Raw genomic sequence first — 19,186 nt, forward strand, 5'->3', positions numbered from 1 at the left:
TTCACATCTGCCGTGTCAGTGGGAGCGCATTATATGGAGCTGCCGGGATATAGCAACCCTAAAAATACAAAAAACTTATCAAGCGCTCATAATTTAAACTTTTCACGATTAACCTTTGCTACGAAAAACCGTAAGAACCCAGGAACTACAAGGCCTGCAGCGCATTTTAGCCAAAAATGAGATTTTGCAAAAAACGGCGTTACCCACTTCAGGTTTTCCCTCTTTTATGGTGCCGTTAGTTCAGATGATGAATTAAGCATCAGCCTTGACCCATGACAAAGCGGCTTGAGGGTGCATATTTCTATAATCAGGCCCGTTTCTTCTTATTGGTATAAACCTATGGCTTATCAACTCAACATTAACTGGCCCGAGTTTTTAGAAAAGTACTGGCAAAAGCAGCCGGTGGTATTAAAGAAGGCTTTCGCGAATTTCGTCGATCCGATTACCCCGGATGAACTGGCCGGGCTGGCCATGGAACCGGAAGTCGATAGTCGACTGGTGAGCCTTAAGAATGGTCAATGGCAGGCCAGCAACGGGCCGTTTGAACATTTTGATGGCCTGGGCGAAACCGGCTGGTCGCTATTGGCTCAGGCGGTAAACCACTGGCACATGCCCGCCGCTGAGCTGGTGCGCCCTTTCCGCGTACTGCCGGACTGGCGTTTAGACGACCTGATGATCTCCTTTTCCGTACCGGGCGGCGGCGTGGGCCCGCACATCGACCAGTACGATGTCTTTATTATTCAGGGCATGGGTAGCCGCCGCTGGCGCGTGGGCGATAAGCTGCCGATGCGTCAGTTCTGCCCGCATCCCGCGCTGCTGCACGTCGACCCGTTCCCGCCGATTATTGATGAGGATCTGGAGCCCGGCGATATTCTGTACATTCCGCCGGGATTCCCGCACGACGGAATCACTCACGAAACGGCGCTGAACTACTCCGTTGGCTTCCGCGGGCCAAACGGCCGCGATTTGATCAGCAGCTTTGCCGATTACGCGCTGGAACACGATCTCGGCGGCGAGCACTACAGCGATCCGGATTTAACCTGCCGTGAACATCCGGGCCGGGTTGAAGAGTATGAACTGGAACGTCTGCGCGGCATGATGATCGAGATGATTAGCCAGCCGGAAGATTTCCGCCAGTGGTTTGGACGTTTTGCTACCACGCCGCGCCACGAGCTGGATATTGCGCCAGCTGAACCGCCTTATGCAGAAGAAGAGATTGTCGACGCACTGGAGGGAGGCGAAATGCTGACTCGCCTGAGCGGCCTGCGGGTACTGCACATCGGCGATAGCTTCTTTGTGAATAGTGAACAGCTTGAGCCAACCGAACCTGCGGCACTGGACGCGCTTTGCCGCTATACCCTGCTGGGTAAAGATGAGTTAGGTGAGGCCGCACTGCGCAATCCGGCCTTTATCGCCGAGCTGACCCGTTTGATTAACCAGGGCTATTGGTTCTTCGACGAATAGCGCTTCATCATCTGTTCATATAAAGAAGGCGCGAATAGCGCCTTCTTCTTTTATATCACTACGACGTTATTTTCCGAGCAGCGTCTCATACTGCGCCTGGAACTGCGGCGCGTTCCATGAACCGTCAAACAGGGTGTAAGTAATATATCCTTTGTTGAGCCAGCCCGAGTCATTATCCCCTTCCGCCGGTTTTATCGCTTCCGGATTCATCGTCTGTTTTGCAGTGCCGTCCGCCAGCAGTTCATAACCAATCTGCGGCGCGGGGAACTGTTCATTCTCAATATAATGAACGCCCTTAATTTCAGCCGACGGCAGCGGCGGATAGTTAATGCTCAAACCGGACCCTTGCGGCAAAATCGGGCTTCCCGGTTTATGCGCGGCGTTAAGTTTATCAACCAGCGAGACAACGTAATCCACCGAGTCAGGCCAGTACTTATGCGTGCTCGGCCATTTGTTCTTCATCTCTTCTTCCGTGAATCGGTAGCCAATACTGGCGGCAATCGCCGGGAAGCCATAGCGAATGGCGCGGGCTGCAGCGCTAACGGTACCGGAGTTAACCTGCGCCATACCGGTATTGGGGCCGTCGTTAACGCCCGAGATCACCAGATCCGGCGGCGCGTCTTTCAGCACGCCCCACAGGCCGAAATCCAGCGCGTCGGCCGGCGTTCCCGGGAAGCAGTAGCGTTTGTCAGCGGCTTTTTTGACATCAAAGACCTTACCCGTCTTAAAGGTGATTGCCGACCCGATCCCGCTCTGATTCGTTGCCGGCGCCACCATCCAGACGTCATATCCTTTGGCCGCCAGTTTTTCCTGCAGCGATGTGGTTCCCACAGACTGGCAGCCATCGTCGTTAACCAACAGTATTTTCAGCGGTTTTTCAGCAGCCTGTACGCCAGCGGCAGATAACGCCAGAATGGCGGCAGTCAGAATTTTCGTTCTCATCATCACTCCTTGTTAGGTAGCAGAGGTATTTATCAGGCGCAAAAAAAAACCTAAGACTCCTGCCGCACGCCAAATTGGCGGACAGGAGTCTTAGGTTTTGCCTGTGGTCAGTAACAATCCCAGAGTGAAGCGAAAATAACGCCAGTGCGCGGCAGAGTCCAGAGCGGACATCATTATTTTGTGACAGAGATCAATCCCCAATAATTATTTAAGTCAAAAACTGCCAATTATTCTGAAAATTAAACTTAAGATACATCTCAACCAGCAAAATTACCTTCATGAAGACGATCACATTTATTGACAATAACAATAAATAGAGGGTGTCTTTTTGCATAATTAGTGCTAACGTCGCCACTGTTGGATTGTTACTGTCAAGAACAGGCGAAACCTACGTCATAGAGTTCGAGCGAACATAGCTTTATTTATGCTTCGCGTCGAATATCTGACGTAGGTTTTTTTTTGCTTATAAAAAGACCATTCAGGTGGAGCGTTATATGAAGAAGTGGCTTATAGCATTAATGATAGCGGCAGGTGCGGCAACCTGCTCGGCAGCGGAAGTTAAAAACGACGATGGCGTGAATATCTATTTCGCTCGTCACGGCAAAACGCTGCTGAATACGTTTGACCGCGTACAGGGTTGGGCTGACTCCCCGCTTACTGAAGACGGCATTCGCGTCGCACGTTATCTCGGCGAGGGACTAAAAGGCATTCCATTTGATAGCTTCTATTCCAGCGATGCCGGACGTCAGCGTGAAACCATGCAGGTGATACTTAAGCAAGCCGGAGTAAGTGATTACAAACTTACTGAGCTAAGCGGCCTGCGGGAAGCCTTCTTCGGCGGTTTTGAAGGCGGCTATAACAAAGATATGGCCGACGCCGGCGCCAAACAGCTGGGGCTTAAAGATGGCGCTGCGCTGTTCAGCCAAATGAAAGCGGGCACCCTGGCCGTTGATACCAACCAGAATGCGCTGGCTGCAGCCGATCCCAAAGGCATGGCGGAAAACTATCAGCAGGTAAAAACCCGCACCCAGGCAGCGCTGCATACCATCATTGAAAACGCGCAGGCCCGGGGCGATAAAAACGTGCTGGCGATTTCATCCGGTACCGCAATGCAGATCATGATTTCCGACTTAACGGACGATAACGCGAAAAACAAACCGCTTGCCAATGCCGCGGTGGTTAAAATTGTTTATAAAGACGGCAAATATACCGTTCCTGAAATCGGCACTATGAAATATGTCGAAGCCGGAAAACAGGCTCTCGATAAAAAATAATACCCACGCTTAATTATTTATTACGGCAGACTTCAGGCGAAAACACCTCGCCTGGATCGCTGCGTCCCTACTCTGGGGTTTATTATGAAAATCAATACTACAACAGTCGCCATTATGCTGCTGGCTATTCCCGCCAGCGCCTGGTCAGCTTCGACCACTAACAGCCTGAAGGAGCGCGATTATATCGATACCGTGCTCGACGATCCGTTATTCAGCCAGTCTCATCTGAATTTATCCTTTAAAAACTACTGGAAATATCTTAAGGAAGAAGAGACCGAGCCGAAGAAAGTCCATAATGCCTGGGGTCAGGGCGTCGCCGTCGATTATCAGTCCGGCTATTTTGCCGATATTATTGGCTTTGATGCCACATACTACGGGGCGGTAAAGCTCGGCGCCAGCGATTACTTTAACTCCCGCGGCGTACTCTATAACAACGGCAGCGGAAATAACAAAAGCAACGCTGAAGGCTTTTCCAAATTTGGTCAACGCAATATCAAGCTGCAGTATCGCCTGGCGGACACTCATCTGAACGCCCGCTGGGGCTGGCAGACGATGAAAAACTTTGGCGTCATCTCCAACTCGACCCGCCTCTCTCCAACCACCTACCTGGGCTGGACCGGCGCGGTGAACTACGGTCCCTTCACGCTGCGCGGCGCGTACATCGAAAGCGCGATGGATCGTAACTCGCCGGATAAGAAACGCTTCCAGACCAACAGCGGACAGTACATTAACCATATCGCCAGCGGCGATATTCTGTGGCAAAGCGAGCACCTGAACATGCAGTACGGCTATGGTGAAAGCGACAACTATCTGCGCCGCCATATTCTGTTTACCAATATTAAGCCGATAAAAGCGCTGAACATCGGTACTCAGGTCTACGCCACTCACGCGCTGGACGAGTATAAAGCGATGCCGGCAAATAAGCGTGACTTTGACGATGATGCCTGGCACATCGCCATGGATGTGAAGTGGCAGGCGGACAACTGGAGCACCAAGTGGGGTCTGGGTTATACCGATGCGAATAAGGCCAATGAAGTGGGCTTCTACCCGCGCCATATGAGTAAAAACTCGCGCGGGACCTTTATCTCAATGGCTTACGCCGGCAACGACTATATGCGCGACGGTGAACTGGTTCTCTCTAATATGTCGGACTATAACCTGACGCCGGAGCTGGCTATCGGTCTCGCCGGCAACATCGCCCAGTTTAACTACCGCGGCAACCACGTCCGTACCGGGGAAATTAACGCCTTCAGCCGCTGGGTGCCGACGCACCCGAGACTGAAAAATCTCACCGTCTGGGCGATGTTCGGGCCGGGCTGGTCCTATAAGATGAATGGCAAAACGCCGGTGCTTACCGACGGCCATTACAGCCGGGCCAACTCGCTCTCTTCGGAAGTGATTATCGAATATAAATTTAATCTGTTCTGATACGCCCGCCCCGCCGGTCATGGCGGGGCAACCCTCCCCGGCTACTTCTTCACCTCATTAAGCTCATCGTTATAGCTTTCCCGCGTCACGCAGACGCACAGGATGGTAATCAGCGCCATGCAGGCGAGAAACAGCGAGATGGGCCATGATGCGCCACCGGACCACACCAGCAGTAAGGTACCGATCATCGGCGTTAAGCCGCCGACGATATTCGCCAGCTGGAAGCCGAGCGACACGCCGGTGTAGCGCACGCTGGTGTCAAAAAGCTCCGAAAAGAAGGCGGGCTGGACGCTGAACATCATGCCCAGCCCCACGGAATAGCAGAAGGTGGTGGCGAACATAAACATCTTCACCGAGCCGGAGTCGATCATCCAGAACAGCGGGAAGGCAAAGATCAACGTGATCGCGGCGCCGGCCAGATAGACCGGTCGGCGGCCAATTTTATCGGAAAGCCAGCCGAAGAACGGAAAGGTAAAAATGCCGACAAAACTGGCCAGCAGCAGCCCGTTCAGCGCCGTTTCGCGAGTAAAGTTGAGTTCCCTTGTCACATAGGACATAAAGAACGCCACCGTCAGCCAGCCCAGAACAATCTCCCCCATGCGCATACCCATCGCCAGGAATACCGCTTTACGGTGATGTTTGAGCACGGTGAGAACAGGAAACTTCTGCTCGGCCGTTTTCGGCGCGTTCTGCTGCTGCTTCTGATTCTCCTGAAACACCGGCGTCTCTTCGATCCTTGAGCGGATAAACATCCCGACGAACAGCAGCGCGATGCTTAACAGGAAAGGCACGCGCCAGCCCCAGGACATCAGGTCATCCTCCGGCAGCATCACCACCAGCGCAAAAACGCCGGTGGCGATAAACAGGCCAAGCACGTTGCCCAACTGAACAAAGGTGCCAAAAAAGCCCCGGCGATGGCGCGGCGCATACTCGGTGATCAGCGTCGTCGCCCCGCCCCATTCGCCGCCGATGGCAAAGCCCTGGCAGAGGCGCAAAAAGATAAGTATCAACGGCGCTGCGTTGCCTATGGTGTCGTAGCTGGGGATTAATCCTATGAAAAACGTCGAAATACCCATAATCATCAGCGACAGAACCAGCGATTTCTTGCGGCCGATCTTATCGCCATAGTGGCCAAATACGATGGCACCGATGGGCCGGCTAACGAAGGTAATCGACAGCGTCAGGAAGGATACCAGCAGCGCCATCAGCGGCGAGAGGTTAGGAAAAAACAGCGACGGAAACACCAGCGCGGCGGCGGTGCCGTAGATAAAAAAGTCATAGAACTCAATCGTTGTGCCAGAAAGACCGGAGCCCAGCACGGTGAGCAGCTTTCTTCTTTCATGGGTTTGTTGCGATGTTTGTTCATTTTTTGCAGGGGCAATGGCGGGCGAGGTAAGCAGGGTCATCATTAAATCCTCTGTCCTGAATCATTATTGTTTAGTCGGGCAGCGCCTGGCTAACATCGTTGGCGAGGGAAAATCACCAACAAGCTAACTCGAATTAGCTAATTATAACAAGATACAGAAATTCACAACGTAAATGCTAAAAGAGTGTGACCAGGATCGGTTAAATTTTAACACTCCTGTCAATCACCCCAGACAAAATGCTCAAACGGAAAAATAAATAATTCAATAATTTCAATTCATTAAATATCAAACCTGAATTTACCGTCCTCGCTGCGCTTCCCGCCCGCCTTTCTGCCCGCCTTTAAACCGCCTCAGCAAACTTTCCTCGTCACTTCACCCCACCTTTTAAAATAATGTTTTTAAAATTAATTAGTTAAAAATTTCACATTGATAGCCATCACAAATCCCCGGCAAAGGGTTTGTCCCTGTCTTTTTTTTATCCTAATTTGCTAATTCGAGTTAGCCATAGAAATCAGTCTGCCTGAAGCGGCTGATGCGGCGCTAATCCCTGCGCAGAACGATCAACGATAACTAAGCGACCTACCCCCTACAGGAGAAATTCACATGTTGAATTTAACGTTACCCGCCGAAGCCGGGCTTATTACCCCGCAGCCAGGCGAAGTCTTGATGGTCACCAATGCGGATCTCCGCGAACCGGCTAACGTCACCTGCTGGCCCACGCAGAAGCTGTTTGAACAGCGTCTGGAAACGGCGCTGGAAACATTAGGCTACCGCCTGCGCCGCGCCCATCCGGTCAACGAACGCCGCGGCCACGGGTTTATCAGCAGCCAGAAAGAGGGTAGCGAGCTGTTTGCCGGGATCGATCCGGATGCGCCGATTATTGTCCTGCTTACCGCCTGGCAATACTCCCATCACCTTGCGCCTTCGCTGGTACATCATCGCGGCCCTATTTTGCTGCTCGCCAATTTTGACGGCACCTGGCCGGGCCTCGTCGGCATGCTCTGTATGGCAGGCTGCCTCACCAGCCTGGAGCGCAACTACTCGCGGCTGTGGTCGGAAACCTTCGCCGACGAGGCGTTTATTCGCGGCCTGGACACCTGGCTGCGCGATGGCCATCTCAGCCATAAGCTCGGCTATCTGCATCCGGTTGCGCCCAGCGCGCCGCTGCTGGCCAGCGAAGCCGGACAGATTGGCGTGAAGGTTGGGCAGTCGATCCTCAAACACAAGGCCATTGTCGGCCTGTTCGATACCTTCTGTATGGGGATGATCAACGGCGTGTTCCCGCAAAAAGCGATGATCGACGTAGGGATTCCGGTGGAGTCGCTGTCGCAATCGGCGCTGCTGGTTGAAATGAACAAAGTGCCGACCGACCTGCGCGAAGCCTGTCTCGACTGGTATGAGACCCGCGGCATGCGCTTCCGGTTCGGCGCCGACGGGACGAAGGAACTGACCCGGGAGCAGGTGCTGGAACAGTGCGCGATGATGATCGCCATGGCGCGCTTCGTGAAGCGCTTCGGCCTGACGGCGGTGGGCGTGCAGTATCAGCAGGGGCTCAAAGACAGCTGCGCCGCCTCGGATTTTGCCGAAGGCGCCATCGGCAACGCGGAACGTTTCCCGATCCCGGATGAGAACGGCGAGATCGTCTGCCCGGACGCGCCGATCCCCTGCATCAACGAGGTGGATATGGGCAGCGCCATCCCACAGGTGATGCTGGCGAAGCTGCTCGGCGCACTGGGCATGGCGAGCGAAACCACCCTTCACGATATCCGCTGGGGTAGCGAATACAACGGCACGTTCTACTGGGATCTGGAGATCTCCGGCGCGGTGCCGTTCGCCCATCTGAAGGGCGGGATCGCCGGGGCCACCGGCTATCGCCAGCCGGCGATGTTCTTCCCCTACGGCGGCTCGACCATTGCCGGTCAGGGCAAAGCCGGACGCTTTATCTGGGCGCGAGCGCATTACGAAGGTACCCAGGTGATCCTGCATATCGGCACCGGCACCGCCGTCGAACTGCCGCATGACGAATTCGAACGCCGCCGCCGGGCAACCAACTACGAGTGGCCATTACTCAACGCCGTTCTCGACGGGGTTTCGCGCGACGATTTAATGGCGGGCCACCAGAGCAACCATCTCAGTCTGGCTTATGTAGAAGAGGAGGTATTATCCGAAGTGCTGAACGCCTTTATTGCCCAGGCGCTGACGCAAAATATGAAAGTCTTTATCGCAGGCGATGCGCATTTATTAATGAAATAACAACTGATTCGCTTATGTAATTTTTACGTTGTTAGCGATCCTGGCAAACATCCGCTTCATTCGTCTCTTTATCGCCCATAAAGAGCGGATTAACGCGCATCTGTCCGGGCGGGCCCTCCGCCTGCCCGGATAAGAGAGGATTATATGTATCAGCAGCAACATATTGAATTTATTATCCAGAAGGCAAAGAAACGGCTCGATCAGCAGGAGGCCCCCGGCTGCACCAAAGCGGGATGGCTAATGATCACCGCATTATTAATTGAGTCATGGGATATTTATTCCATGGCGTTTATTTTATTCGCCCTGAAAGATATTTATGAGCCCAGCAGCTGGCTGCTTGGTTTTACCGCCGCCGGCACCCAGCTTGGCGCGGTGGTCGGCGCGCTGCTCGGCGGCTGGCTGACCGATAAGCTCGGACGGCGTAAAATTTTCCTCTGGTCGATGATCCTGTTCGCGATCTTCGCCGTTCTTCAGGGCCTGGCGCCCAATATGTACTGGCTGGCGATTATTCGCTGCCTCGCCGGGATCCCGGTGGGCGCGGACGTGGCTAACGGCTTTACCTACATCATGGAGGTGATGCCGAAGGGCAAGCGCGAAGTGATGGCTAACCGCTGGCAGTTTATGTTCGCGCTGGGGATTATCGCCGCCATTCTGCTGGTCACCACGCTGGTGGCGCTTGATGTTCACCCGGATATGATCTGGCGCATCGTGCTGGCGGTCCCGGCGATCCCAGCCTGCCTGCTGCTGTTTATGCGTCGGGAGCTGCCGGAGACGCCGGCGTGGTTCGTCGAACGCGGCCGCTTTATCGAAGCGAAACAAGCCTCCCGTGACTATTACGGCGAACAGGATGGCCGTCTGCTGGACGATATTCTGCCCAACGAAAACGTCACCATCGCCGACCCGACGCTCAAAGAGACGCTGCACGATCTGTTCCGTCGTCCCTTTACCCGCCGCACCACCCTGTTCGGCTGGTTCTCCTGCGCCGTGCAGTCGTTTGAAAACTACGCCTTCTCCTTCTTCCTGCCGCTGATCCTCGTCACCATCGGGATTTCCGGGCAGATCCAGAATAACCTCGCCCTGCTGGCGGTGAACTGTATCGCCGCGCTCTCGGCGTTTGTCGGCCCGCTGCTGTTGCCGAAGCTCGGGCATAAGGGGCTGAGCAAATACGGCTTCCTGCTTGTCACCATCGGCATCTCAATTTCGGCGTGGGGCGTCTACAGCAGCAGCTTTGGTTTTATCATTTTCGGCGCAGCGCTGATGCTGTGGGGCCATTACTGGGATTCCGAAAGCGGCATGACGGTGATCTCGCTGGTGGCAAAACCGCGCTATCGCGGCGTGGCCTCCGGCATCGGCTACACCATCGTCAAGGTCACCGCCTTCGTCACCACCCTGGTCTTCCCGGCCCTGTTTGAAGCGGTCGGCGTACCGGTCGCCTCAATGATTATCGCGATCGCGCCGTTCTGCGCCTTCCTCGCCTCTATCTTCCTGCTGCCGGAAGTCTTCGGCCATGCAGTGGGCGACGAGAACGATCGAGAACATGACGCCAGCCCGGCAATCACCCTGGAGGGGCATGAATCCCCGGCCTCCAAACATTAACCGCCCGGGCCGCAAGGGCGGCCCCCGCTGAACCCATAAAGGAAGGAATCAGATGAACAGCACAAAAATGCCCGTGATTGAAAATATCGAACTGATGACCGCCCGCGTTCCGCTGCCGGAAGGCCCGTGGGGAGATCAAATTCACCACGTCACCGATATCGAAGTGGCGATTGTTGACGTCTACGGTTCTAACGGCCACGTCGGCACCGGCTTTAGCCACACTTCCGGCTGGTGCGGGAAAACCATCTCTGCGTTGATTGCCGAGATTATCCCTGACGTTATTGGCCAGCCGCTCTCCCCGCGCGGCCTGTGGCATCGCTCGTATAAACACATACACGACGTCGGCGGCGCGGGCGTCACTACCCATGCCCTGGCGGCGCTGGATATTGCCTATTGGGATCTGTTAGGTAAAACCCTCAACGCGCCGATTATCGACATTCTTGGCCGCGTGCGCGATCGCGTTCCGCTGTACGGCAGCGGCATCAACCTGCATCTGTCCATTGAGGAAGTGATCGACCAGGTCAAGCGCTGGAAAAGCACCGGCTATCTGGCGGCGAAAGTGAAAGTGGGCAAACCGACGCTGGAAGAGGACGTGGAGCGGCTGCGTAAGATTCAGGAAGCGGTGCCGGGCTTCCCGCTGGCGGTGGACGCCAACCAGGGCTGGAACTTCCCGCAGGCGCTGCGCGCGTTCAAGCTGTTCGAACCGCTTAACCTGCTGTGGATTGAGGAGCCACTGCCCTCCGACGATATCGCCGGCCACCTGCGGCTGCGCGAACGCAGCGCCACGCCCATCGCGCTGGGAGAAAACGTCTATAACTTAAATCAGTTTACGCAGTACATCGAGAGCGGCAGCGCGGATTATATCCAGGCGGATCTCGGCCGCGTCGGCGGGATCACCGGCTATCTGGATATCGCCGCCGTCGCCCGCGCGCACAACCTGCCGATGACGCCGCATTTTGTCATGGAGCTCAGCGCCAGCCTGCTGGCTACGGTGCCGAATATCTCATACGCCGAGATGACCGACGGCGGGCGCTGGAAAGATCTGCGCATCATCGCCGAAGCGGGCGAAGAGGTGGACGGCTACTACGTACCGAGCGAACGGCCGGGCCACGGCATTATTCTCGATCGTGATTACCTCGCAACACACAAAATCTAACCACGCAGTGAGGGGAAAGGACAATGGAAGACACGTTATTCTCGGTTAAAGACAAGGTCATCATTGTGACCGGCGGCCTTGGACAGCTGGGGGCGCAGTACGTGAAGACGTTACACGAACGCGGCGCGAAAGTGGCGGCGCTGGCCACCCGCGTCGATGCCGCGCGCGTCGACCGCGTGCTGGGGGCGATTAAGGACTCCGACCGCCTGCTGTGCGCGGAAGTGAATATTACCGATAAAGCCAGCATTAACTGGGTGCTGGACAGCATTGAAGCGAAGTGGGGCGTGCCGGATGGCCTGGTCAACAACGCGGGCGTCGATACCCAGCCCAGCGCGCCGCCGGAAGTCTCCGGGCCGTTTGAGGAGTTCCCGGAAGAGGTGTTCCGCGAGGTGGTGGAAGTGAACCTGGTCGGCACCTTCCTGATGACCCAGCAGGTCGGCAAACGCATGAAGCAGGCCGGCAAAGGCGGCTCGATCATCAACGTCGGTTCGATCTACGGCGTGGTCTCTCCGGTGCAGGATATCTACAGCTACAAAAAAGAGGACACCGGCATTCCGTTCGTCAAACCGGTGGCCTATTCGGCGGCAAAGTCCGGGCTGTATAACTTTACCCGCTACTGCGCCACCTACTGGGGGCGCGACGGCATTCGCGTCAATACCCTGACCCTCTCCGGCGTCGAGCGCAGCGATCAGGACCCGCGCTTTCAGAAAAACTACACCCACCGTATTCCCATCGGGCGGATGGCGAAAGCCCACGAGTACAACGGCGCGGTGGTGTTTTTGCTCTCCGACGCCTCGGTCTATATGACCGGTTCCAACGTGGTGGTGGATGGAGGCTGGACCGCATGGTAAGCGATAAATGGCAGCGTTTTCGCGGCATTATCTCTGCGGTGGTGACGCCGATGCACGCCGATGAGTCGGTGAACTACGCGGCGCTGGACGCGCTCGCCCGCGCCCAGCTGGCGCGCGGGGTTGAAGGCTTTTACTGCTGCGGCTCCTCCGGGGAGGGACCGTTGCTGCGTTTCGATGAGCGCAGGCAGGTGCTGGCGACGCTGGTGCAGTCGGCGGGCGGTCAGGTGCCGGTGATCGCCCACGTCGGGACGCCACGCACCCGGGACGCCGTCGAGCTGGCGAAGCACGCCGAGCAGGACGGCGCCAGCGCGGTGTCGCTGGTGCCGCCCTACTACTACAAATATAGCCGCGAGGAGATTATCGCCTACTACCGTCGGGTGCTGGACGCCATTTCGATTCCGGTGATTTTGTATAATATTCCGCAGTTTACCGGCGTCGAGCTGGATGCCCAGAGCGCCGACGCGCTGCTCGGCGAAGAGCAGGTTCTGGGGGTGAAGCATACTTCGCATAACCTCTATTCGCTGGAACGCATGATCGCCCGCTACCCGGAGAAAGTCTTTTTTAACGGTTTCGATGAGATCTTCCTTTCCAGCCTCGCGGCGGGCGCGACGGCCACGGTTGGCACCACGGTTAACCTGCAGCCGGAGCTGTTTCTCGCCCTGCGCAGCGCTTTCCAGCAGGGCGACATCGCCCGGGCGCAGCGCCTGCAGCAGCAGATCAACGAGGTGGTGGAGCAGCTGGTCGCGCGCGGCGTGTTCCAGTCGGCGAAATATCTTGCCGCGAAAGAGACCGTCGATACCGGCCCCACCCGCGAGCCGTTTGTGGCGCTGACTGCGGCGCAGAAAGGCGAGCTGGATGACCTCTATCTGCGCTTACGGAGGTATATCGCCGATGCCGGACAATGACGCGTTCTGTCCCCAGGTCCGTCTGAACGATAGCGTTGTATGCCAGCAGGTCGCGCAGTTTTTACAGGAGACGGAAAGCGATGCGCGAACCCGGGGGCTGGCGGTGGCGGTTGTCGGGCCGGAGGGCGAGCTCATCGCCTTTGGCGCGCACGCTCGCTGCCCGCCGCTACCGCGCCAGCTGGCGCAGCGCAAGGCCTGGAGCGCCCTGCGCTTTCGCCGTCCGACGGCAACGCTGGCGCAAGAGGTCAGCGCCGGCGCCCTGCAGCTGGCGGTATTTAACGACCCGCAGCTGCTGGCGATGCCGGGCGGCGAGCCGGTGATCGTTGAAGGGCTGGCTATTGGCGGCGTCGGGATCAGCGGCCTGCCGCCGGAGTTGGACGCCGGGCTGGCGGCGCGGTTTGTTCAGCGATTGACTTGATGAGGGATCGTTAAGGGTTCCCGGATTGCGGCGCCCGCGCCTTATCCGGGCTACCTGCGCGCGCAGGATGCGGTATTTGTAGCCCCGGCCAGCATAGCGCGGCCGGGGATTGACGTGTTCACACAAGCCGTGTCATTTACTGGCTCCGCTGCTTCTCTACCGACAGCGGGCGATGAATCAGGGTCATCGGCACAGTGATCTTCACATCGGCATTTTCCCCCTGCAGCTTCTGCTGCATCAGATGAAACGCGTGCTGCGCCCAGGCGTCCTCATCCTGGCGCATCGACCACACCGCGTTCGGCAGAAATCCCAGCATCTGGTGTTCATCGAAGGTGCCGATGGGAATATCCGACGGAATAAAGCCGTAGGTTTCCCGCAGCGCGCTCAGCGTCCCTTCCAGAATGGGCAGGGAGGAGGCGATAAACGCCTTCGGCGGCTCGCGATGCTGACGGAGAAAATCGAGCATCAGCTGCTTGCCCTCTTCCTGGCGGTTATGGCTGGCGGACAATATCCACTCCTTCCCCGCGGGCAGCTCGCTCAGGTAGCCCTGCAGACGACGCTGGATCGACGGCTGCTGGGTATCTCCGGCGATAAAAAAAATCGGCGAGACGTCCACCGCCTGGGTCATCGCCTGCACCAGCTTTTTGCTGCCGTTATAGTTATCACTCACCACCAGCGACACGTCGCTCTCGCCAAAATCGCGGTCGAGCAGCACCAGCGGCCGCTTGCGCGCCACCTTCTGGTGATGCAGCTGCGTTTCCCGGGTGGAGGGCACCACGAAGAGCCCGTCAACGTTGCGCGCCAGCAGCCCTTCAACCAGACTGTTTTCATGCTCGCTGTCGCTGTAAGTGCAGGCAATCATTAGCTGATACCCCGCCTGACGGCAGCAGGCTTCGAGCTTTTCCGCCAGGGTGGAGAAAAACAGGTTGGATAAACGCGGGATCACCAGCCCTAAGGTCTCGGTTTTATTGAGCTTCAGGCTGCGGGCGATATGGTTAACGACCAGCCCGTTCTCGGCGATGTAATCATTAATACGCTGCTGCGTTTTGGCGCTGATGCGATACTGCTCAGCTTTGCCACCCAGCACCAGGCGCACGGTGGTAATCGAAATTTCCAGCGCCCTGGCGACTTGCTCAACGGTTTTGGCCATAAACTCATTTTCCATAACGAACAGAACGGCTTAATCATAAACTAATTCGAGTTAGCAATACATTAGCCGCGCTGTTATTTTGAACAAGGCGTCAGTTTTCTGACGCCACTGGCGCTGTCGATCGCGATCCCGCTACGCGGACGATCGTTAAGATCCTTCCCTGTCCTCTCTGTCGGCATGTGTGCCGGGAGAGATTCTGGCCGCGCTATTTCATTTTGCCGGTTTAACCTCGGTCACCCAGGTGGGGAGATCCCATGTCCCGCCGAGGCGAAGATAGCGGCACATCCCGGTGGTCGCTTCACGGCTTTTACGGAACGTTGTGCCATCCCAGAGCCAGCTTGCCGTCCCCCAGCAATCGCCGAGCCCTCGCCCTTTCTGGCTCATAAAAATCTCGCCGTCACCATACTCAGAACCGGAGACGGTGATAAGCGTCGGATTGCCCTCAAGTTTGCTATCCACAACCCAATAGCCATATCCCTCGTTATAGGCCGCCCGCCAGCACAAGGCCGAAATAAGTGAATGGGCGTGATCCAGCGGCGTCAGGCTAATAGCTTCAGCCTTCTCTCCCTCCTCAGGCTGAAGGCGATCGCACCAATCATCGTTCTTTAGCGTGGCCAGAAGCTTCGGCTTGAGCACCGCCAGCTCAGGCGCGGTTAACGCTCTCTCCTGCGCCTTCTCAGGCATGACCCGGTGAATGATCGGGGCAGGAATCGCCGCCCGGACGCTGCTTTCCGGCCTGTCGCCTTTTTTGGTCAACGCGCCCGGCGTGCCGATTCGTCCCTGAACATCGTCCATTTTCAGCAGTATCGCGTAAGCGCCTTCGCCGGAAAGCTCAAACGGCGCCTCCCCGCCTGTAAATTCAACCTTCCCGCTGCCTTTTATGGCGTTAACGATCGCCCGGGCCTGTTTCTCCGACAGCGGCCAGCTCTCTTTTGCGGGTTTCACATCGCCTGCCGGCTGGCCGTTGATCCACAGCGTCAGTTTGCCCGGCAGAACGTCGCCGTCGGTCACCTCCGCCAGCATCAGCTCTCCCGAGACGGCGGTGCCCGCTCCGGCCTGGCGGGTCAGCAGCACCGAACCTCCGCTTCCTTCTTCAGCGCTGTATCCCGCCGCCCGGCAGGTCAGCGTGTTATCACACACCACTTCCCAGTCTTTGTGGCTGAATGAAACGCCTGTTTCCGCCAGCGCAGGGAGACTAAGTATGGCCAGTGCCAGCACGCCTCTCCAGCGTTCCTTTTTCATAACTTCTCTCCTTTATCGGTCATCCGTGTAGTCTGAGTAATCCTCCTCGCAGAGAGAAGCGTTTTTCCCTGCCGCGACATTTTTCAGACAACGTCATGGATGCCGCACCGCTTTACGCTTCGTCGAGCATATTCCCACCCGTTCAGCCCGGCTGAAAATAGCGGGCTTGAGAGTCTGGTCACCTCATTCAACATCATTTCTGGATTCACAAAATAACATCCGCCGTGATGTTAAATCATCTTGTGATATTCCGCGCAGCTGCGACCGGCTAACTCTTTTTACGCTCTCACTTCATCTTTGCGATTCATAGCTGAATTCCGCTCTGGTTATTCAGGGGGTTCTTTTATGCATCGGTTCATCTTTTCTTTGACGTCATCAACAACATGAAGCTATTCAGAATATTCAGCGTTCTGCCGTCGCTATTTTTTACCGCCGCGTGCGCTGCCGGGTTATCCCACGTAGATAATTGTGAAGTGGGCTGTCCGACCGGTGGAAGCGACCAGACGCTGGTTCGCGAAGCCTATACGCTCAATAACAACAGCCACCGCAAATTCGCTAATTGGGTGGCGTATAAAATCACCAAAGCCAGCCTGGCCAGCGGGCGTTCGCGCAGCTGGAAGCGCGATCCGGATTTACCCGCTGCGGATACCCTTGCCCCCGCGGCATATAAAGGGGCCAGCGCAGCATTGGCGGTCGATCGCGGGCATCAGGCGCCGCTCGCCGGGCTCGGCGCCAGCGCAGACTGGCCGGCGTTAAACTATCTTTCTAATATCACCCCGCAGGCCTCCGACCTGAATCAGGGGGCGTGGGCGCGGCTGGAGGATAAGGAGCGCGCCCTCGCCGAGCGCCGCGACGTGGCGGCGGTGTGGTCCGTTACCGGGCCGCTGTTCGAACGGCATATCGCTACCCTGCCCGCCGCGCCCGAGGTGGAGCTTCCCAGCGGCTACTGGAAGATTATTTTTATCGGCTCCAGTCCGGATAAAGGCGAATACGCGGCGTTTTTGCTGGATCAGGCAACGCCCAAAAGCGCCAGTTTTTGTGATTATCAAGTGACGGTGGAGGAGATTGAGCGGCGGACTCATCCGGCGCTCTCGTTCTGGTCCGCCCTGCCGGCAGGTATCGCCCGCCGCCTGAAGTCCCGGAAGGGGACGCTGGCTAAAGAGATGGGGTGCCCGTAATTGGGCATGGCATTCTGTTGCGCGCATTATCTCGCTTTTGTTTTTTGAATCTGCTTTGCGGTTATTTCAGCAATATCAGGAAAGGCATTTTCCACAGGCGCTAATTAATAGCGTCACGTATTCTGTTAATTCTTAATTTGCGGTTAAAGGCGTTTATTATGTCCGATTAAAGTCTGGACTTTATTTTTATTACTGGTTAGGTTTACAGGTGTTATTTAGCGCGGTGCGAATGTGCGCCAACACACCCGCACCGCTGATCACAATTACTATTTACAGGGAATAGCAACCATGACTAATGCTGATTGTATTGTAGATTCGTTTGATCCAGAAGTGTCGCCGAAAAATAAGCGTCAGTTGACGGTGAGTTATGTGAGACGTTTGCCAGATCGTCGTCTTGTTCCGGCGCTGATCATGAAGGGCCAGTGGCTGGCGGCGGCAGGGTTTTCGACCGGCACCCGGGTGGAGGTGCGGGTGATGGATGGCTGCATTGTGCTGACGGCGGTTGAGCCGGAACCGGAGCTGGAAGCCGCGATGCGCAGGGTGGAGAAGCTGTCGGCCAGGAAGCAGAAGCAGGTCAGAGAGTTTATCGGGGTGATTGGGGGACGGGGTTGAGGAGTCAGGATTGCGGTGACAGACAGGATTTTAATGCCATGCTCTATATCGCCACTCCGGACCTGTACTCATCCATCAAATCCGTACAACGCTCCTTTTAGATAACGGATAAATACCTGTTAATACGACTGAATGAGGAAACCATCATGGAGACTTACCGATTACATCGCGGCAGGCTTATCGACCATATCCAGCTTGTGGTAAATGATTTCGAGGCCAGCAAAGCGTTTTATACAGCCGTGCTGGCGGTCCTTGAGATCCCTGTCGTGAATACCTACGACGATTATTTTTGGGCTGATGAGCTTGTTGTTTCATCCATTAATAGCCCCGGTTCCGCAGGTAAGCCGACAGGACGGCATCACCTGGCTTTCCAGGCCAGGGATCGTGAGACGGTGGATGCTTTTTACCAGGCAGCGCTGGCACACGGCGGCAGTGATAACGGAGCGCCCGGTGAGCGAACTTATCACCCGGGCTACTACGCGGCCTTTGTACTCGATCCCGATGGTAACAACATCGAAGCGGTTTACCATGGCGAGGCTGAACGCAGTGCGGCATCGGTGGAGATTGGCTTCAGTCTTTAAGTATAACGGCCTCCGGGCAGGGGCCGTATTGGGCGGTTGGCATTAAGTCAGACCAGGAGCCAGCCCAGGAATTAGCTATATCGAAGCCCTCATAATAATGAGGGCTACATAAAATAAATTCAGTGTTGTAAATTCATTGCGTATTCATTTTATAAAGGAATAACGATGGGAGCTATTAACGAGATAGATATTGCAAAGCTGGTATTGCTACCCGCGATTTTATATGTGGCTAAAAAGATCATCGACTGGGCGGGAAAAGTGATGTCCAGCCCGCCAGCAAAGCGAAAAATCCGCTTCGAAAAGGTACCTATTGAAACAAAAATAGAGGTGCTGAATAAAATCGCTGAGATAGCGAGCGCTGAAATACCCGACACTAAACTCTCGAGGACGCATCAGACGGTACAAATGAAATTTTTGTATGAGCAGGTCGGGATTACTCTTCCTGTCTGGCACGCCCATCAGCTGATCGCTTTTATCGCTGATAAAAATATCGGCTCATATGATGTACGATTAATGAGTTTCCTTAAAAACCCATCCTTTTATCGTTGTGAAGAAAATCATTTTTCTGTAGATGCTAAAAAAATTAAAAATTTTCACATCGTTAGCGGAGGTTTCTGGCTAATTTCAATCGTCATTTTTGCCTGCGCCTGGTGGACAACAATACAATCGTTACTGGCCAGCGGGGGCGTAAATTCGGTTATCGCATTTTCACTGTTTTACTTTATTTCCGCTATTGTGGGGCTTTGTTGAATAAATCGAACTTTTGCTG

At 55.7% G+C, this 19,186-nt stretch carries 17 protein-coding genes and 1 pseudogene; 14 read left to right on the forward strand and 4 right to left on the reverse strand.

Going from position 1 to position 19,186, the window contains the following annotated elements; all coding sequences use genetic code 11:
• Together HMPREF3178_RS31410 and HMPREF3178_RS05140 are read left to right on the forward strand one after the other, a co-directional pair.
• A partial coding sequence (locus HMPREF3178_RS31410; RefSeq protein WP_217494330.1) for a hypothetical protein occupies positions 1-180 on the forward strand: 180 nt, incomplete at its 5' end.
• Between the two features lie 159 nt (positions 181-339).
• A complete protein-coding gene (locus tag HMPREF3178_RS05140; RefSeq protein ID WP_032745963.1) occupies positions 340-1,464 on the forward strand; it encodes a ribosomal protein uL16 3-hydroxylase in 1,125 nt (374 codons plus the stop codon).
• Positions 1,465-1,530: 66 nt separating this feature from the next.
• On the opposite strand, the gene surE is transcribed toward HMPREF3178_RS05140, so the two are convergent.
• Positions 1,531-2,406: a 5'/3'-nucleotidase SurE gene (gene surE, locus HMPREF3178_RS05145; RefSeq protein WP_004108710.1), complete on the reverse strand. Its 876-nt coding sequence runs from the start codon at positions 2,404-2,406 to the stop codon at positions 1,531-1,533.
• A gap of 494 nt (positions 2,407-2,900) precedes the next feature.
• Between surE and HMPREF3178_RS05150 the strand changes: the two genes are divergently transcribed.
• Both HMPREF3178_RS05150 and HMPREF3178_RS05155 read left to right on the forward strand, forming a co-directional pair.
• A complete protein-coding gene (locus HMPREF3178_RS05150; protein ID WP_004117639.1) occupies positions 2,901-3,680 on the forward strand; it encodes a histidine phosphatase family protein in 780 nt (259 codons plus the stop codon).
• Positions 3,681-3,764: 84 nt separating this feature from the next.
• Positions 3,765-5,108 (forward strand): OprD family outer membrane porin, encoded by a 1,344-nt coding sequence (locus tag HMPREF3178_RS05155; protein WP_024273672.1) that lies wholly within the window; start codon positions 3,765-3,767, stop codon positions 5,106-5,108.
• A 41-nt stretch (positions 5,109-5,149) separates the two neighbouring features.
• Here HMPREF3178_RS05155 and HMPREF3178_RS05160 read toward each other — a convergent pair whose 3' ends face one another.
• A complete protein-coding gene (locus tag HMPREF3178_RS05160) occupies positions 5,150-6,514 on the reverse strand; it encodes an MFS transporter (protein WP_032725825.1) in 1,365 nt (454 codons plus the stop codon).
• Positions 6,515-7,078: 564 nt separating this feature from the next.
• On the opposite strand from HMPREF3178_RS05160, the gene HMPREF3178_RS05165 reads away from it, so the two are divergent.
• The 6 genes from HMPREF3178_RS05165 to HMPREF3178_RS05190 all read left to right on the forward strand — a co-directional run bounded on the left by HMPREF3178_RS05165 (position 7,079) and on the right by HMPREF3178_RS05190 (position 13,654).
• Positions 7,079-8,728 (forward strand): signal transduction protein, encoded by a 1,650-nt coding sequence (locus HMPREF3178_RS05165; RefSeq protein WP_032728841.1) that lies wholly within the window; start codon positions 7,079-7,081, stop codon positions 8,726-8,728.
• A 144-nt stretch (positions 8,729-8,872) separates the two neighbouring features.
• Positions 8,873-10,324, forward strand: coding sequence for an MFS transporter (locus HMPREF3178_RS05170; protein ID WP_032745966.1), 1,452 nt, complete (start codon positions 8,873-8,875; stop codon positions 10,322-10,324).
• Between the two features lie 52 nt (positions 10,325-10,376).
• Positions 10,377-11,480 (forward strand): mandelate racemase/muconate lactonizing enzyme family protein, encoded by a 1,104-nt coding sequence (locus HMPREF3178_RS05175; RefSeq protein WP_032745969.1) that lies wholly within the window; start codon positions 10,377-10,379, stop codon positions 11,478-11,480.
• A 23-nt stretch (positions 11,481-11,503) separates the two neighbouring features.
• Positions 11,504-12,331: an SDR family oxidoreductase gene (locus tag HMPREF3178_RS05180; protein ID WP_032745972.1), complete on the forward strand. Its 828-nt coding sequence runs from the start codon at positions 11,504-11,506 to the stop codon at positions 12,329-12,331.
• Positions 12,325-13,236 carry a dihydrodipicolinate synthase family protein gene (locus tag HMPREF3178_RS05185; RefSeq protein ID WP_004108727.1) on the forward strand — a complete coding sequence of 304 codons (912 nt, stop codon included), beginning with the start codon at positions 12,325-12,327 and terminating at the stop codon, positions 13,234-13,236. The genes HMPREF3178_RS05180 and HMPREF3178_RS05185 overlap by 7 nt, the downstream gene beginning before the upstream one ends.
• Complete coding sequence (locus tag HMPREF3178_RS05190) at positions 13,223-13,654, forward strand: GlcG/HbpS family heme-binding protein (protein ID WP_064371383.1); 432 nt, start codon at positions 13,223-13,225, stop codon at positions 13,652-13,654. The genes HMPREF3178_RS05185 and HMPREF3178_RS05190 overlap by 14 nt, the downstream gene beginning before the upstream one ends.
• 136 nt (positions 13,655-13,790) lie before the next feature.
• On the opposite strand, the gene HMPREF3178_RS05195 is transcribed toward HMPREF3178_RS05190, so the two are convergent.
• Positions 13,791-14,804 carry a LacI family DNA-binding transcriptional regulator gene (locus tag HMPREF3178_RS05195; RefSeq protein ID WP_004117622.1) on the reverse strand — a complete coding sequence of 338 codons (1,014 nt, stop codon included), beginning with the start codon at positions 14,802-14,804 and terminating at the stop codon, positions 13,791-13,793.
• A 210-nt stretch (positions 14,805-15,014) separates the two neighbouring features.
• Positions 15,015-16,046: a DUF1176 domain-containing protein gene (locus tag HMPREF3178_RS05200; protein WP_070585045.1), complete on the reverse strand. Its 1,032-nt coding sequence runs from the start codon at positions 16,044-16,046 to the stop codon at positions 15,015-15,017.
• 383 nt (positions 16,047-16,429) lie between these two features.
• Here HMPREF3178_RS05200 and HMPREF3178_RS05205 point away from each other — a divergent pair, with 383 nt between their 5' ends.
• The 4 genes and pseudogenes from HMPREF3178_RS05205 to HMPREF3178_RS05220 all read left to right on the forward strand — a co-directional run.
• Positions 16,430-17,224, forward strand: a complete 795-nt coding sequence (locus tag HMPREF3178_RS05205) for a DNA/RNA non-specific endonuclease (RefSeq protein ID WP_023320261.1) — start codon at positions 16,430-16,432, stop codon at positions 17,222-17,224.
• Positions 17,225-17,512: 288 nt separating this feature from the next.
• Positions 17,513-17,836, forward strand: a complete 324-nt coding sequence (symE, locus tag HMPREF3178_RS05210; RefSeq protein ID WP_023320260.1) for an endoribonuclease SymE — start codon at positions 17,513-17,515, stop codon at positions 17,834-17,836.
• Positions 17,837-17,982: 146 nt separating this feature from the next.
• Positions 17,983-18,417 carry a VOC family protein gene (locus tag HMPREF3178_RS05215; RefSeq protein WP_023320259.1) on the forward strand — a complete coding sequence of 145 codons (435 nt, stop codon included), beginning with the start codon at positions 17,983-17,985 and terminating at the stop codon, positions 18,415-18,417.
• Between the two features lie 165 nt (positions 18,418-18,582).
• Positions 18,583-19,155: pseudogene (locus tag HMPREF3178_RS05220) on the forward strand (hypothetical protein); the annotation flags it as partial.
• Positions 19,156-19,186: the final 31 nt, after the last annotated feature.

It is taken from the genome of Klebsiella sp. HMSC09D12 (genome assembly GCF_001808475.1).
GTDB lineage: Bacteria > Pseudomonadota > Gammaproteobacteria > Enterobacterales > Enterobacteriaceae > Klebsiella > Klebsiella oxytoca.